This is a genomic window from Mesorhizobium sp. WSM4836, assembly GCF_055811815.1.
Genome location: NZ_JBVVQF010000025.1, coordinates 16,661 through 32,308 on the forward strand (window position 1 = coordinate 16,661; position 15,648 = coordinate 32,308).

Consider the following 15,648-nt stretch of genomic DNA (forward strand, 5'->3'; position numbering starts at 1 on the left):
CCATGCAATATGTCTACATCATCATCCTCGGCCTTCACGTCATGGCGGGTGTGTTCTGGGCCGGCACCACCATCGCGGTTGCCCGCGAACCGGAGATCAGGGCGGAACGTTTCTTCCGGCCGCAAATGGGCGCGGCCGGCGTGGTTTTCCTCACCGGTTTGTTGCTGTGGTATTTCTTCCACAACGGCTCTTTCGGCTCGATGGAGAAGGTCCTGGCGCTGGGCATCTTGACTGCGTTGATCGCCGCCGCGGTTCAGGGCGCACTGGTGGGTTCCGCCAGCAGGCAGCTGGCCGGCGCCGATGCGGCGAAGCAAACCCAGTTGCGCGCGAAGATGACAACGGGCGAACGCATCGCCGGCGGGCTGCTGGTCATCACCGTGTTCTGCATGGCCACCGCCAGGATGTTTTGAACGTCCTGCCGCAATCACAAGATCGTACGGTGCCCGGCGATGGCCGGCGGCGTGCGCGGCGCGCAGACCGGACCGAAGTACCGTGGTGGCTCTCCGTACGGAGGGTTCGGCTGCGCGCCACCAATCAATCCAAAATATTTCTCAGATCCGCAAGCCGAACCTGATGCCGTCATAGATTGCGGCATGGATGTTGCGCGAGGCGACTGCGTCGCCGATGCGGAAGAGCACGAAGCCACTCTGCGGATTACGCACCGGAAAGATGTCGCCGCCATTGATCAGTTTTTCGTAATCGATCGCGCCAGTGTTCTTCGACAGCGGCTTCAGTGCCAGATAGAGATCGTCGAGCGGCAGCGTGCCGTGCTCGACAACCACTTGATCGACGCGCCGCTCGCCGCGCCAGCCGCCGGCGAAGTCTGAGGCGAGCTCCGCGATCAGCTGGTTGCCGTCGCGCCACACAGAACGCAGCCGCGTGTTGATGGTCACCGTGACACCCTTTTCCTGGAAGGCGCGCATATAGGGCACATGGTTCATGCCGCCCATTTCCGGAGCAAAGAAGCGTTCTGGTGAAACCAGCTCCAGCCTGGCGCCGCTGTTGGCGATCAGTTCGGCAGCACCCATTCCCTGATGGCCGCCATTGTCGTCATAGAGCAGCACGTTCTCGGCCGGCTTGACGCTGCCGGCCATGATGTCCCAGCTCGAGGTGACGAGATCGTGGCCCGCCGTCAGAGGCGGGTTCTGCGGCAGGCCGCCGGTGGCGATCACCACCACATCCGGCGACAGCGCCAGCACGTCGTCCTTCTCCGCCCAGCTATCGTAGCGGATCTCGACACCGAGCCGGTCGAGTTCGGTCAGCCGCCAATCGATGATGCCGATCAGTTCCTTGCGGCGTGGGTTCTGGGTTGCCAGCCGCACCTGGCCGCCGGCCTGGCTCGATGCTTCCAGCACCGTCACCTGGTGCCCGCGCTCGGCGGCGACGCGCGCCGCCTCCAGTCCGCCGGCGCCGGCGCCGACGACGACCACCTTCCGCTTCGGTCCCTCGGTTTTCGGGATAATATGCGGGATATCAGCCTCGCGGCCCGTCGCCGCATTGTGTATGCAGAGCGCCTCGCCACCTTCATAGATGCGGTCGAGGCAATAGGTAGCGCCGACGCAAGGGCGGATCTGGTGCTCGCGGCCCTCCATCACTTTTTTGACGATGTGCGGGTCGGCGATATGGGCACGGGTCATGCCGACCATGTCGAGCTTGCCGGTGGCAATGGCGTGACGCGCGGTGGCGACGTCGGAAATCCGCGCCGCATGGAAGGTCGGGAATTTCGTCGCCGCCCTGATCTCGCCGGCAAAGTCGAGATGCGGCGACGACCGCATGCCGGTCACCGGAATGACTTTTGTCAGCGCGGCATCAGTCTCGATCGAGCCACGGATGATGTTGAGGAAATCGACCTTGCCGGAGCCGGCCAGCCGCCTGGCGATTTCGACGCCTTCCTGTTTCGACAGGCCTTTTTCGAAATCCTCGTCGGCGACCATGCGGATGCCGACGACGAACTTTTCGCCGACCGCGGCACGCACCGCATCGAGCACCATGCCGGTGAAGCGCAGCCGGTTGTCGAGCGAGCCGCCGAAATCGTCGTCGCGCTGATTGGTGGCCGGCGACCAGAAGCCGTCCATCAGGTGGCCGTAGGCCTCGAATTCGATGCCATCGAGACCGGCTGCCTGGCAGCGCTGGGCGGCCGCCGCATAGTCGGCGACGATGCGCTCGATATCCCAGTCCTCGACAATCTTGGGAAAGGCGCGATGCGCCGGTTCGCGCACCGGCGAAGCCGACAGGACCGGCAGCCAGTCGGCCTTGTTCCAACCGGTGCGGCGGCCGAGATGGGTGATCTGTATCATCACCTTGCAATCGTGCTCGTGGCAGGCATCGGTAAGCTCGGCGAGCCATGGCACGATGCGGTCCTCGTAGACATGCAGATTGCCAAAAGCGGCCGGGCTGTCGCGCGAGACGATCGCCGAACCGGCGGTCATGGTCAGCGCCATGCCGCCCTTGGCCTTTTCGGCATGGTAGAGCCGGTACCGCTCCTTTGGCATGCCGTCCTCGGAATAGGCCGGCTCATGGCTGGTCGACATCACCCGGTTCTTCAGCGTCAGATGCTTGAGCTGATAGGGCTGGAGGAGCGGGTCGTTGCTGGTCATCGTCTTCCTGCTGTTTCAAATTGTGCTAATGAGCGGCAAATTTTTGTTTTTACGCATGTCGCTGTCCCAGTTTTGGGCGACATGCAGCACGGAACCTGCTCATGACCGATACGAAAAACCTCACCCAGCTCGGCACCAACGTCGAGGCGCCACAGAGCCCTGAAGCGGCAGTCCTGGAAACCGTGCCGTTTTCGCGCGGCGACGGCCCGCCGGCCATCGTTCGCTTCACCTGCCCGGAATTCACTTCGCTCTGCCCGGTCACCGGCCAGCCGGACTTCGCCCATATCGTCATCGACTACGCACCCGATGCGCTGCTGGTGGAATCGAAGTCGCTCAAGCTGTTCATGACCTCGTTTCGCAACCATGGCGCCTTCCACGAAGAATGCACCGTCATGATCGGCCGCCGCATCATCGCCGCGACCAAGCCATTGTGGTTGCGCATTGGCGGCTACTGGTATCCGCGCGGCGGCATTCCGATCGACGTGTTCTGGCAAACCGGCGCACCGCCGGAAGGTGTGTGGCTGCCCGACACCGGCGTCGCCCCCTATCGCGGGCGCGGGTGAGCCTGAGCTTCTGAGGAAAATACGTTGCATCAGTTGAGCGGGAGCCGCCGGTAGCGGCCGGGATTGTTCGGGTCGCTGAAATGGCCCGTCGGCCCGTGTTCGGCGAAGTGGCCCGCCCAGCGCTTCATCGCAGCCGGATCGAGTTCGACGCCCAGCCCGTCACCCTCCGGCACGCGCACCGTATTGCCCGTCTGGCGGAAAGGACCGTCCTTGATGACATCGCCGATCTGCCAGCGAAACAGCGACTGCGATGCTTCGGTGATCCACGGTGTCGCCGCCACGACGTGCAGATAAGCCGATGTCATGATGCCAAGATCGTTCGAATAGCACCAGAACCCCTTGCCCATCGCCTCACAGGCGGCGATGAATTTCAGAGTTTTGGACAATCCGCCGAGCGCTGCGAAATTGCAGACGAAGTAATCCGGCGCACCGAGCGCGACTGCCCGTCTGAGATCCGGGATGTGCGTGGAGAACGGAATGCGCGAATGCTGGCGCAGCGCTGCCATCTCCTCGAAGGTCGCGACCGGATCCTCGTAATTGCGGATGTTGAACGGCTCGATCTCGCGCAGTACCCAGCGCGCTGTGGTCAGCGACCACTGCATGTTGGAATCGAGTTTGATCTGCGCCTTATCGCCAAGCGCCTCGCGCAGCATGCGCACTGTCCTGATCTCGAGCTCGGGATCGCCCATGATCAGCTTGCCCTCGAAGATCGTCGAGCCGTGCCGTTCTCGTATGCCGAGACAGTAGTCGACGATCGCTTCGGCGGTCATCTCGCCGCCGGCTCCGCCTTGAGCGGGGCGAAAGGCGAAATATTCCGAAAACGGAATGTCCTTGCGCACCGCGCCGCCGAGCAGCTTATAGAGCGGCATACCGAAGACCTTGCCTCTTATATCCCACAGCGCCAGTTCGACGGCGCCGAACGCCACCGTGGCTGCGTTCTCGCCGGTGTTGGCGGTGATCTGCCAGGGCGGCACACAGCGCGCCTCGCAGTCGGCGATGTCGAGCGGATCGGCGCCAATCAGCGCCGGCGCGATCTCGGCCTTGATCACCTCGCCGAAATGCCACCATGGCGCCTCGCCCAGTCCGACCACGCCTTCGTCCGTCTCGACCTCGATGATCGATTTCGAGGCGCCGCCGTAGAGACCTGCCGTCCACCAGAACGGAGCATCGAGCGGGACGTTGACGTGGGTGACGCGGATGTTGCTGATCTTCATCGGTTCCGTTCTCACTCACACTGGTATTGGCTTACCGCCCATTCGCCTGTCACCGAGAGCAGGTCCGATATTTTCCAGTCGCCGTCGACCTTTTTGAACTTCCATTCCAGCCGGTGCGGACTGCCGGAGACGACGAAGGCGACGACGACCTTGGCCTCGTCGCCCTTGACCGCTTCGATGGTCTTCAGGGTCTTGTCGATCTCCGCCTTGTCGTATTCGGCATTGTCGAGCGCCATGTTGGGATCGAGGCACTCGCCCTGCCCCGACTTCCGTAGCGCGTCGCTCTTGTCCAGCACCGACTTTGCCGGGTCGGTGAAATGGCCCCGCTGAGCCGGATCGACCTCGAGCCCGGCATGCTCGTAGAACGGCTTCACCACCGCCGTCGGCGAGCCCGGCTGCACGGGTGCGGCCGGCGCGTTTTCTGCCGGCGGCAAAACTGCCGGCGGAGGTTCCGCACTGTCGGCCGGCGCGCCCAACAAGCCCTGAGCGGCGGCGCTGCTCAATCCGGCCAGCAGCCACGCAGTCGCCAGAACCCAGGGACGGCAGCGGAGCACGGCATCACTCCGGGGGCTGCCCGGCCAGGCATTCGAGCGCACTCAGCGTCCAGCCGCTGGTCTTCGAGGTGATGTCGGCGATCTTCCACTGGCCGTCGACCTTTTTCAACGACCAGACCATTTTGCGTTTGGAATCATCGCCTTCCGGGAAAAGGTTGAACGTCGCCGTCACCTCGGCGCTGTCGCCATTGAGCGTTTCGGCCAGTGTCAGCGTCTTGGCCACGGTCTTCTCGTCATAGTCCTGCGCATCGAGACCAGGGGCAAAGTCGATGCAGGGAACTTCATCCGGATGGTTCTTAGCTGCATTGTCGTTCAGTTCGAACAGTTTCGTCACCGGTGCGGTGAAGCGGTCGCGATACTGGGCATCGGCCTCGAATTTGACCGACGGAACATAAAAGAACTTCACGGCGTTGGCAGCAGGGCCGGCAAACGCGGCCGCCGGCAAGGCCATCGAAAGCGCGGCAACAAAAAGTGGCAGTTTCATGCGTGTCCCCGATTGTTCACTGACGGAACCTATCAGTACCACGCATCTTGCCCGTCGGCTTTCTTACGGTCCATGAAATCCTGCAACGCGTCCTCTGCTGGCAACTCAGGCGTTCAGCCAGACATTCTGGAGATCCATCTCGAAGGTTTGGTGGACGCCGTAGTTTTTCACCTTCTCGTTCATGTGGCTGAACAGCTTTTGCCAAAACGGCTGAATGATGACGCCCGAATCCTGCAGGATCTGTTCGATGTCCTTCATGACCTCGCGGCGCTTCTCGACGTCGATGAGCGCGAGGGCCTGCTTGAGCTTGGCGTCGAAATCAGGGTTGGAGTAGCCGGTTTCGTTCCAGGCCTCGCCGGTGCGATAGCCGAGCGCCAACACCTGGACACCAAGCGGGCGCATGTACCAGATGGTCATCGAATAGGGGTATTTCGTCCAGTCGTTCCAGAAGGTCGACCCCGGCAGGACGGTGCGCTTCACTTTGATCCCGGCGTCGCGCAACTGGCCGGCAATCGCGTCGCCGGTGTTCTTTTGCCAATCGTCCTCGACGGTGATCAGTTCATGCTCGAAGTCGTCCTGCCCGGCCTCGGCCATAAGCTTCCTGGCGCCCGCGGCGTCGCGTGTCTTCTTGGGCAGCGCGTAGTATTCCGGATGAATCGGGCTGACGTGGTGGTTTTCACCAACAGTGCCTCGCCCGGCGTAGCCAAGTTCGAGCACCGCTTTGTTGTCGACGGCCATCTGGAGGGCGTTGCGAACCCGCTTGTCGTCATAGGGCTTGTTCGTGATGTTGGTCCGGGCAACGAGCGTGGTCGCTGTCGCGACTTCCGATTTCACCAGCCCCATCTTGTCGAGGATGTCTATGAAGTCGGCGGGCGTCTCGAAGTTGAGATCGATTTCGCCGGAGTCGAATGCATTTACCGAGGCGTTGAAATCGGTTCCGTAGTCGATGAATTCGACGCCGTCGAGAAGCGCTTCACCACCCCACCATTTGCCATTCTCACGCCGCTTGACGACCGCCTTCTGGCCGACCGCATAGGACACCAGTTCGAACGGCCCGGTGCCAATCGGCTTCTCGATCGGATTAGCGCCGTCGGCGTCGAAGTTGCGATGGGCCACGAGCGCCGGATAGTCGGTGAAGTTCGGGATCAGCGAGATGTCCGGTTCGTTCAGCTTCAGCTTCACCGTGTTGTCGTCGACCTTGGTGATCGCCCCTTCCCTGGCCTTGCCGGTCTTTGCATCGATCAGCGCACCGACGCGCGCGGCCATGGAGTTGCCGGCGGCAGCCTTTTCGCACCAGCGCGTCAGATTATAGGCCACATCATCGGCGCCGAAAGCATCGCCGTTGTTCCAGGTGATACCCTTGCGCACGTGCAGCACATATTCGGTGGCGTCGTCGTTGACCTCCCAGCTTTCGAGCAGAACCGGCTCGAATGTGAACTGGCGGGTGTAGCGGACAAGCGGCTCGAGCCAGCAGCGTGAAATGTTCGCAAGTTCCACCCAGTCGTAGGTGCGCGGATCCTTCTGTGCCTTTACCGACATCGAAACGTGCAGCGTGCCGCCTTTCTTCGGCTCTTCAGCCAAAGCCCGTTCCGGCACGGCAAGTCCGATCATGCCGTAGGCAAGGGCCGTCGATGCGCCGAAGGCGCTTGCCAGTGCCAGAAACTCGCGCCGGTCGACACGACCGGCACGCGCCTCGCTGGCCATCGCTTCGATGGCGCTCGGTACGCGATCACCGTTGCTTCTGAAGAGTGTCATTTTTTCCTCCCTTATGGTTCGCATCGGGTCTTCGCCCGTTATCAACTAACGCTGTCCGGCAGTTTCTCCTCGCGCCGCGCAATCAAATCTTTGAGACCATCGGCGATGCCCTCATCGAGCTTCGGCTCCTCATAATCGGCGAGCATGTTGCGCGCTTTCTCGCGGCCGCGGGTGTCGTGGTCCTTTGCTCCTTCCGCCTTCCACTGTTCGAACGAATTGAAGTCCATGATGCTCGGTATAAAGAAGGCGGACTCGAAATGTTCGAGCGTGTGCTGGGTGCCGAGGAAATGGCCCTGCGGTCCGACCTCGCGGATAGCCGCCATAGCCTCTTTGAAATCGTCGAATGGCAGCCCGCCAGCATATTTGTACCAGCCGACAAGCTGCTCGCAGTCGGTGGCAAATTTCGAATAGCCGCAGGTCAGGCCGGCCTCGAGCCAACCGGCGGAGTGCCAGATGTAGTTGGCGCCGGCAAGGATGGCGGCATGCATCAGCATGTTCGCCTCGTAGCCCGCCTGGGCGTCGTTCAGCTTCGAGCCGACATGGAACCCGGACGTGCGCCACGGCAGCCCATACCTCCGCGCCAGCGCGCCCATGAGATACATCATCTGGGCCGCCTCCGGCGTACCGCCCATGGGAGCGCCGGTCTTCATGTCGACCGTCACCATGAACTGTCCGTAGATCTGCGGCGAACCCGGACGCAAGAGCTGTGTGAACGCGACGCCCGCCAGCGCTTCGGCATTGACCTGCGCGACCGCACCGACGGCAGAGGCCGAAGTCGAGGCGCCGCAAAGGGCGAAGGGCGCCAGAATCAAAGGCTGGTTGTGGCGGGCATAGACTTTCATCGCATCCAGCATGGTGGCATCCCAGACCAGCGGCGAATTGCAGTTGGTGATCGCCACCAGAACCGGGTTGTCGCGGACATAGTCCTCGCCGAACACGATGCCTGCCATCGCCATCGTGTCTTCGGCTCGATCCCTGGAGGTCACGATGCCCATGAACGGCTTGTCGGAGTGCTTCAGCGCCGAATGGATGATGTGGAGGTGACGCTTCGGGACGGCAATTTCCATCGGCTCGCAAATGATCGAGCTCGACGAGTGCAGCGCCGGCGCCATGTAGGCGAGCTTGTGGAAATTGTTGAGGTCGGCGAGTGTGCCGTAGCGCCTGTTGTTGTCGAGGTCGCGCACGTAAGGCGCCCCGTACATCGGCACGAAGATGGAGTTGTTGCCTCCCACACGTACGGAACGCTGGGGATTCCTCGCATTGAGCGTAAACTCCGACGGAACCGTCGAGATGAGCTCCATCAGCAGGGCGCGGTCGATCCGGACCCTTGTCTCCGAGACATCGGCGCCGGCCGCCTTCCACATTGCGATCGCCTCGTCGTCGCGGAACTCGCATCCCACTTCTTCAAGGATTGAGAGCGACTCCTGGTGGATCAGCTCCACCGCGTCGTCCGGGACCATCTGATAGACGGGGATATTGCGGACCAGGGTCGGAAATGACGCAACGGGAGCGCCCCGCAGCGCCTTGCGTCCCAGGCGGCCGCCGCTGCGGCGGTTGGTGTGTTCGCTCACTTCAACGGCCGGTGCGTTCATGGAGGCTCCATATTCCTGTTGGTAACCAATCTAGCCAGACAAAATGCAGCTGTGACGCTGGAAAATCCTGATCTCTTGTATAAGCTGAGCTTATGCGAAACTTACGCCACCTGCTGCCGTCGGCCGGCAGCCTGATCGTCTTCGAGGCCGCAGGCCGGCTGTCGAGCTTTACCGCCGCCGGGCGCGAACTCGGCATGACGCAGGCTGCCGTTTCCTATGCGATCCGTGGGCTCGAAGAGCAGCTCGGCGTCAAGCTCTTCCAGCGCCGCCATCGGCAAGTCAGCCTTACCGAGGCCGGCGACCGCTTCCATGCCGACGTCTCGCTCGGCCTGTCGCACATTCGCAAGTCGGCGGAGGACCTGCGCCAGATCGCCGTCGGCGCCCATGTGACGCTCGCCGCCTCGACCGCCTTCGCCTCGTTCTGGATGATGCCGCGTTTGCAGCAGTTTCGCGACGAATTGCCGGGCATCGACCTGCGCATCCAGACCGCCGATCGCGATCTCGACATCATCGCCGAGGACATCCCGCTCGGCGTCCGCGGCGGCGAGCCCAGGGAATGGGCGGATTATCATTCGCTGCCGCTGGCCGATGAAGTGATATTTCCTGTCGCTGGCGCGAGCTATGCGGCCCGGTTCGGGCTGCCGGAGAGCGTCGCGGACCTTCCATCACACCGCCTCATCCATCTCGAAGAGCCGTTTCGCGAGGCCGCCAGCTGGGACGAGTGGTTCGCATGGGCCGGTGTCGACATCACCGATGCCGGGGGCGGCTTGCGCATCAACGACTATGCGCTGGTGATCCAGGCAGTCATGGAAGGGCAAGGCATCGCGCTCGGCTGGGGTCACCTCGCCGAGCGGCTGCTGGCATCAGGGCTGCTGGTGCGCGTCACCGGCCATACGATGACGACCGGCAAGGGCTTTCATGTCATCTGGTCGAGGAACCGCGAACTCAGCGACAATGCCCGCAAGGTACGCGACTGGCTGGCCGCACAAGCGTGAGGCCCATAAATCCCCGGTCAAATCGTCACGACGATCTTGCCGAATTGTTCGTTGGATTCGAGATAACGGTGCGCCTCGACGATCTGGTCGAATGGAAAGGTTCTGGCGATTGCCGGCTTCAGCGAAGCCGAGCTCAGTCCGTCAAGGATGAACGCCTTGGCGGCCTGCAGCCGGACCGGATCGCGCACGATCTCGTGGACGAGATAGCCGCGCAGCGTCAGCGTCTTGGCCAGCACTGCAGGTAGCGGAAACGGTGTCGGGTCGAGGCTCAAGCCGCCATATTCGATGAGAATGCCACCCGGTGCCATCGCTGCCGTCAGAGGCCCGAAGATCGGCCCACCGACCGCGTCGAACACCACGCGCACCCCGTCCGGGCCGGCGATTTGCTTCAGCCTGGCTTCCAGGTCCTCTTCTGCCGAGGCGATAACGTGGGCCGCGCCGAACTCGAGTAAAGCCCGCTTCTTGGCAGATGTCCGAGTGACCGCGATCGGGGTCGCGCCAATCATGTTGGCAATCTGGATCGCCGCAAGTCCGACGCTGCTCGAGGCGGCTGTAATGACGACAAAGTCCTGCCTGCCAAGTTGGGCAATGTCGATCAGCGCACCATAGGCCGTGAGATATTGCATCCACGCGGCCGCCGCTTCTTCCCAGCTCAGCGATGGCGGGTGCTTGATGACGAGCTCGGCGGGATATGTGGCAATCTCACCATAGGCAGGCCAGCGGGCCATCGACAATGGTGGCACGATGCTGACGGCATCGCCCGGCACAAAGCCGTCCACGCCTTCACCGACCATTTCGATGATGCCAGCGGCTTCGAGCCCAAGACCGGAAGGCAACGGCGCGGTTTGGATGTAGGTCCCCGAACGCAGTAGCGCCTCGGCCCGGTTTAGACCGAACGCCTTGACGCGGATCTGGACCTCGCCCCGCCCGGGCGCGGGCAGATCGACATTCTCTATGCGCAGAACCTCGGGACCACCGAGCTCATGAAAACGAACAACACGTGCCATCGGTCACAACTCCAAAACATTTGAACTGAATCAGCTATGCCAGCGGCGACCAGGCGGATAAATAGCCGCCTGAGCAGATCAGTAGAAACTATAGGTTTTGAATATGGATCGCCTTACGAGCATGGCCGTGTTCGTCAAAGCCGTCGACCTGGGCTCGTTCGCGGCCGCGGCGGCCGCTCTCGATCTTTCCGGGCCGATGGTCGGCAAGCATGTCCGGTTTCTCGAGAAGCGCCTGGGCGTGCGCCTCATCAACCGGAGCACGCGTCGCCAAAGCCTGACGGATTTCGGCCGCGCCTATCATGAACGCTGCCGGCTGGTGCTTGCCGAAGCGGAGGCCGCGGATGCGCTTGCCGCCGACCAGCTTGCCGAGCCGCGCGGAAAGCTGCGCGTGCTCATGCCGGTGCATTTCGGCCGGCGCTGCGTTGCCCCGATCCTGTTCGGGCTTGCACAGCAATATCCGACGCTGGAACTTGACCTGTCGTTCAGCGATGCCCTCGCCGACCTCGCAGAGGACGGCTGCGACCTTGCCATCCGAACGGGCGACCTTGAGGACCAGGCGGGGGTGATAGCGCGTCGCATCGCACGCCAGCACATGGTCGTCTGCGCGTCGCCGTCCTATCTCGACAGGCACGGCGAGCCACAGGAAATAGATGACATCGGCAGCCATCATGCGATCATCTACCGCCGTTCGGGTCGTGCCGTTCAGCCGTGGTTGTTTCCGCGCAGTGGCCAGCCCGCGATGGAGATCCGGCCCGTCAGCAGATTGCGGCTCGACGACCTCGATGCCATCGCCGATGCCGCGGCGGCCGGCATGGGGCTCGCCTGGCTGCCATACTGGCTGGTGCGCCAGCGCATTCAGGCGGGCGCCCTTGTCCCATTGTTGCCGGAACAGCCGAGGTTTCTTTACGACGTTCATGCGCTGTGGCTGCAGACGCCACATCTGCCGATGAAAGTCCGCCTTGCCGTCGATGCACTGGCGGCAGCGCTGCCCAAGCTCATGACTTGAAGTGCACGGTCGCGGTCAGCTGCGTGGAATTCCTCAATTCCGCCCTCCCGCATCGACCACGAATCCGCCTATAGTGCCCCATGCCGATCCGCCAGCTTTCCGAAACGATGATCAACCAGATCGCCGCCGGCGAAGTCATCGAGCGTCCGGCAAGCGTGGTCAAGGAACTGGTCGAGAATGCACTCGACGCCGGCGCGACGCGCATCGAGATCGTCACCGCCGGTGGCGGGCTGAACCTGATCCGCGTCAGCGACGACGGCTTGGGCATTCCGGAAAAGGAACTGGCGCTGGCGATTGCGCGCCATTGCACCTCCAAGCTCGCCGACAACATTCACGACATTCGCTCGCTTGGCTTCCGCGGCGAGGCTTTGCCGTCGATCGGCTCGGTGGCGCGGCTGTCGATCCGCTCGCGCACGGCATCGAGCGACAGCGCCGCCGAGATCGGCATCGACGGCGGCCGCGTTTCCGCCGTCAGGCCGGCGGCGGCCAATCGCGGCACCACGGTCGAGGTGCGCGACCTGTTCTTCGCCACGCCGGCGCGGCTCAAATTCATGAAGGGCGAGCGCGCCGAAAGCTCGGCGATCGGCGACGTGGTCAAGCGCATCGCCATCGCCTTTCCCGCAGTGCGCTTCACCCTTGCCGGCCCGGACCGCTCGACGCTGGAATTGCCGGCGACCGACGACAGCGCGGAAGGCCGGCTGCGCCGTGTGGCGCAGGTGACGGGCGCCGACTTTCCCGACAATGCGATCGCCATCGACGCGATGCGGGACGGCGTGCATCTCGCCGGCCATGTCTCGGTCCCCTCCTTCACCCGCGCCAACGCGCTGCAGCAATACGCCTATGTCAACGGCCGCCCGGTGCGCGACAAATTGATCGCCGGCGCGATTCGCGGCGCCTTCGCCGATGTGCTGCCGCGCGACCGCCATGCCGTCACCGTGCTATTCCTGACGCTCGATCCGGCGATCGTCGACGTCAACGTCCACCCGGCCAAGGCAGACGTGCGCTTCCGCGACCCGGGGCTGGTGCGCGGGCTGATCGTCGGCGCCATCCGCGAAGCGCTGGCCAACGCCGGCATCCGCGCCGCCACCACCGGGGCCGCCGGCATGATGGCAGCGTTCCGGCCGGGCGCGGCGTCCTATGCGCATGGCGGGCCGGCTAACGGCCATCGCAGCTACGAGGCCGCCTATCGGGCCTCCAGCTTTGCCGGATTCGATCCTGCCCGTTCGCCGCAGCGGCCGCTCGATATGGGCTCTGCGAATGGCTTCGGCGAGGACGAGCAGGCGACCTTCGCCGCCGGGCCACTGCACAGCGCCGATGCGCGCGCCGGGCAAAACGAAGCGGCGGAGACGCTGCTCGGCACGGCGCTGGGCGCGGCGCGCGCGCAAGTGCATGAGAACTATATCGTCGCCCAGACCAGGGATTCACTTGTCATCGTCGACCAGCACGCGGCGCATGAGCGGCTGGTCTACGAGGCCTTGAAGAACGCCCTCCACTCACGCGCGGTGCCGTCGCAGATACTGCTGCTGCCCGAGATCGTCGATTTGCCGGAGGAAGACGCCGAGCGGCTCGCCATGCATTCCGAAACGCTTGCCCGTTTCGGCCTCGGCATCGAGCGCTTCGGCCCCGGTGCCGTCGCGGTGCGCGAGACGCCGTCGATGCTCGGCGAGACCAATGTCCAGCAGCTGGTGCGCGACCTCGCCGACGAGATCGCCGACAATGACACGGTCGACACGCTGAAGGAGCGGCTGGACAGAATAGCCGCGACCATGGCCTGCCACGGCTCGGTACGTTCCGGCCGCCTGCTCAAACCTGACGAGATGAACGCGCTGCTGCGCCAGATGGAGGCAACGCCGGGCTCCGGCACCTGCAACCACGGCCGCCCGACCTATATCGAGCTCAAGCTTGCCGATATTGAGAGGCTGTTTGGCCGGCGGTAGGGCTCACCTCTTCAAATTCACCACGATGACGCCGCCGAGCGCCAGTGCGCCGCCGATTATGCCGAGCAGCGTCGGCACCTCGCCCAGCCAGAAGAAGCCGATCAGGGTCGCCATCGGCGAGACCAGATAAAGAAAGTTCGAGGCACGCGCGGCGGGCAAGCGGGAAAGCGCTGTTGCCCAGGCGGCATAGGCGATAAGGCTCGGCACGATGCCGAGAAAGACGACCGCACCGAGCCCGGCGGTGTCGGCGACCGCCGCCTGCACCAAACCGCTCGGCAGGAATGGCGACAGGCAGAGCGCGCCAAGCACCATGTTGGAGGCCGAGATGGTCAGCGGGTGGTGGCGACCAAACAGCGGCTTCTGGACGATGGTATTGACGGCCGAGCACAGCGCCGAGCCGAGGACAAGCAGCGCACCGCTGTTGAAATGCAGCCCTTGCCCCTCGCCCATGGCGATGATGCCGATACCGGCGAAGGACAGGAATGTGCCGGCCCAGGCAAGGCCTGAGAAGCGTTCGCCAAGCAGCGCCATCGCCATGATGGCGGTGAAGATCGGGCTGACATTGATGATGAAGCCGGCCGCACCGGCCGAAACGGTCAGCTCGCCGAAATTGAGCATCACCGTATAGAGCGCGACGAAGACGGCACCACCGAAGACAAAGCGCCAGAGTTCGTCAAGCCTGGGCAGAGCCGGCCGCTTGACCGCGAGGAAGATCGCCGCCGGAACCGCGGCGATGGCAAAGCGCAGCGCGCCAAGTTCCAGTGGCCCGAAGGCGGCAAGGCCGGCGCGGATCGCCGGAAAGGCCGAGGCCCAGCCGACCACCGTCAGTGCCACCGCGATGGCAGCCGTGGCGTCCATGTGCTGTGTCGTATTCAACGTGCCGGTGTAAGCGCTCATCTGGGTGCCCTCGCGATCCAATGCCATCAAGTAGAAAAACGCTATTGCGGGCCGGTTGACAAACGAACAAATCGAGGATCACCTGTGACTATGGATCACAGCTTAGACCCGATGCTGCCGCTGGAAACGCTGCGCGCCTTCGACGCCGCGGCTCGAACCGGCAGCTTTTCGGCGGCGGCCCAGAAGCTCAACATCACCCACGGCGCCGTCAGCCGGCAGATCGCCAAGCTCGAGGGCTGGCTTGGGCTGAAAGTCTTCGATCGCGGCGCGCGCGGCGTCTCGCTGACCGTCGAAGGCAACCGCCTGCATCTGCGCACCACCGAAGCCTTTGCCCTGATCGCCAGCAATTCGGATCGCTGGGTCGAGCCGCGCGGCACGGCGGTGGTGCGGCTGACCTCGATCCCCTCGGTCAGCGGGCTGTGGCTGATGCCGCGCATGGCGGCGCTGGAGAACCACCCGTCCAAGCTGCGCATCGTGCTCGACGTCGACATCCGCCAAGGCGATCTTGCCGACGAGGGCATCGACCTGTCGATCCGCTGCGGGCGCGGCCGCATTCCGGGCCGGATCTCGGTGCAGCTTTTCGAAGAATATGTGTTCCCGGTCGCCTCGCCGGAATTGGCCAGGGAGATCGGCCGCGGAGATCCTGCCCGGCTGCTCGAATTTCCGGTGATCAACGATTCCGACGCTTCGGCGTGGCGCGCCTGGTTTGCGGCGCAGGAGATGGACTATCGGCCGCGGCCGCACGACCGCCGTTTCGAGGACTACAACCTCGTGCTCGACGCCGCCGCGCACGGGCTCGGCATTGCGCTGGCGCGTCCGCCGTTGACGGTGGACCAATTGAAGTCGGGCCGCATCGTCGCCGTAGACGAACGCAGTGCGCTCAGCCCGATATCCTACTGGCTCGACCGGCCGCTGGGGCGCCCGCGCACTGCTGCAGCAGACCTCGCCCGGCGCATTGCAAGCCAGGCGGGGCTGCCAGCGGAGAAGATCGAAGAGTTTATCGTCGCCGAGGAATGAGACGCCGGGCACCTATTTGCCGGCTTGTTC

At 63.7% G+C, this 15,648-nt stretch carries 14 protein-coding genes; 6 read left to right on the forward strand and 8 right to left on the reverse strand.

All coding sequences use genetic code 11. The annotated features are described in order from the left end of the window. Positions 1–2 precede the first annotated feature (2 nt). The gene (locus tag AC0L2P_RS25385) at positions 3–410 is read left to right on the forward strand and encodes a hypothetical protein (RefSeq protein ID WP_473505104.1); all 408 of its coding nucleotides are present in this window, start codon (positions 3–5) and stop codon (positions 408–410) included. 141 nt (positions 411–551) lie between these two features. Here the strand turns inward: AC0L2P_RS25385 and AC0L2P_RS25390 are convergent, their stop codons facing one another. Further along, on the reverse strand, positions 552–2,597 hold the full coding sequence (locus AC0L2P_RS25390; protein ID WP_473505106.1) for an oxidoreductase: 2,046 nt from the start codon (positions 2,595–2,597) through the stop codon (positions 552–554). Positions 2,598–2,698: 101 nt separating this feature from the next. Between AC0L2P_RS25390 and queF the strand changes: the two genes are divergently transcribed. Then, complete coding sequence (queF, locus tag AC0L2P_RS25395; RefSeq protein WP_023674394.1) at positions 2,699–3,160, forward strand: preQ(1) synthase; 462 nt, start codon at positions 2,699–2,701, stop codon at positions 3,158–3,160. Positions 3,161–3,189: 29 nt separating this feature from the next. Here queF and AC0L2P_RS25400 read toward each other — a convergent pair whose 3' ends face one another. The 5 genes from AC0L2P_RS25400 to AC0L2P_RS25420 all read right to left on the reverse strand — a co-directional run bounded on the left by AC0L2P_RS25400 (position 3,190) and on the right by AC0L2P_RS25420 (position 8,759). Then, on the reverse strand, positions 3,190–4,374 hold the full coding sequence (locus AC0L2P_RS25400; protein ID WP_473505108.1) for a mandelate racemase/muconate lactonizing enzyme family protein: 1,185 nt from the start codon (positions 4,372–4,374) through the stop codon (positions 3,190–3,192). An 11-nt stretch (positions 4,375–4,385) separates the two neighbouring features. Beyond that, entirely contained in the window at positions 4,386–4,928 is a 543-nt protein-coding gene (locus AC0L2P_RS25405; RefSeq protein ID WP_473505110.1) for a hypothetical protein, read from the reverse strand. Between the two features lie 4 nt (positions 4,929–4,932). Continuing rightward, positions 4,933–5,412, reverse strand: a complete 480-nt coding sequence (locus tag AC0L2P_RS25410; protein ID WP_473505112.1) for a DUF3828 domain-containing protein — start codon at positions 5,410–5,412, stop codon at positions 4,933–4,935. A 105-nt stretch (positions 5,413–5,517) separates the two neighbouring features. After that, a complete protein-coding gene (locus AC0L2P_RS25415) occupies positions 5,518–7,167 on the reverse strand; it encodes an ABC transporter substrate-binding protein (protein WP_473505114.1) in 1,650 nt (549 codons plus the stop codon). 41 nt (positions 7,168–7,208) lie between these two features. Beyond that, complete coding sequence (locus AC0L2P_RS25420) at positions 7,209–8,759, reverse strand: trimethylamine methyltransferase family protein (protein ID WP_473505116.1); 1,551 nt, start codon at positions 8,757–8,759, stop codon at positions 7,209–7,211. A 92-nt stretch (positions 8,760–8,851) separates the two neighbouring features. Here AC0L2P_RS25420 and AC0L2P_RS25425 point away from each other — a divergent pair, with 92 nt between their 5' ends. Further along, positions 8,852–9,754, forward strand: a complete 903-nt coding sequence (locus tag AC0L2P_RS25425) for a LysR substrate-binding domain-containing protein (protein ID WP_473505118.1) — start codon at positions 8,852–8,854, stop codon at positions 9,752–9,754. Positions 9,755–9,771: 17 nt separating this feature from the next. Here AC0L2P_RS25425 and AC0L2P_RS25430 read toward each other — a convergent pair whose 3' ends face one another. Further along, positions 9,772–10,761 carry a zinc-dependent alcohol dehydrogenase family protein gene (locus tag AC0L2P_RS25430; RefSeq protein WP_473505120.1) on the reverse strand — a complete coding sequence of 330 codons (990 nt, stop codon included), beginning with the start codon at positions 10,759–10,761 and terminating at the stop codon, positions 9,772–9,774. A gap of 103 nt (positions 10,762–10,864) precedes the next feature. On the opposite strand from AC0L2P_RS25430, the gene AC0L2P_RS25435 reads away from it, so the two are divergent. Next, positions 10,865–11,767: a LysR family transcriptional regulator gene (locus AC0L2P_RS25435; protein ID WP_473505122.1), complete on the forward strand. Its 903-nt coding sequence runs from the start codon at positions 10,865–10,867 to the stop codon at positions 11,765–11,767. An 80-nt stretch (positions 11,768–11,847) separates the two neighbouring features. Continuing rightward, entirely contained in the window at positions 11,848–13,704 is a 1,857-nt protein-coding gene (gene mutL, locus AC0L2P_RS25440; protein WP_473505124.1) for a DNA mismatch repair endonuclease MutL, read from the forward strand. Between the two features lie 3 nt (positions 13,705–13,707). On the opposite strand, the gene AC0L2P_RS25445 is transcribed toward mutL, so the two are convergent. Then, a complete protein-coding gene (locus AC0L2P_RS25445; protein WP_473505126.1) occupies positions 13,708–14,601 on the reverse strand; it encodes a DMT family transporter in 894 nt (297 codons plus the stop codon). 90 nt (positions 14,602–14,691) lie between these two features. Here AC0L2P_RS25445 and AC0L2P_RS25450 point away from each other — a divergent pair, with 90 nt between their 5' ends. Continuing rightward, a complete protein-coding gene (locus tag AC0L2P_RS25450) occupies positions 14,692–15,618 on the forward strand; it encodes a LysR substrate-binding domain-containing protein (RefSeq protein WP_473505128.1) in 927 nt (308 codons plus the stop codon). Positions 15,619–15,648 lie beyond the last annotated feature (30 nt).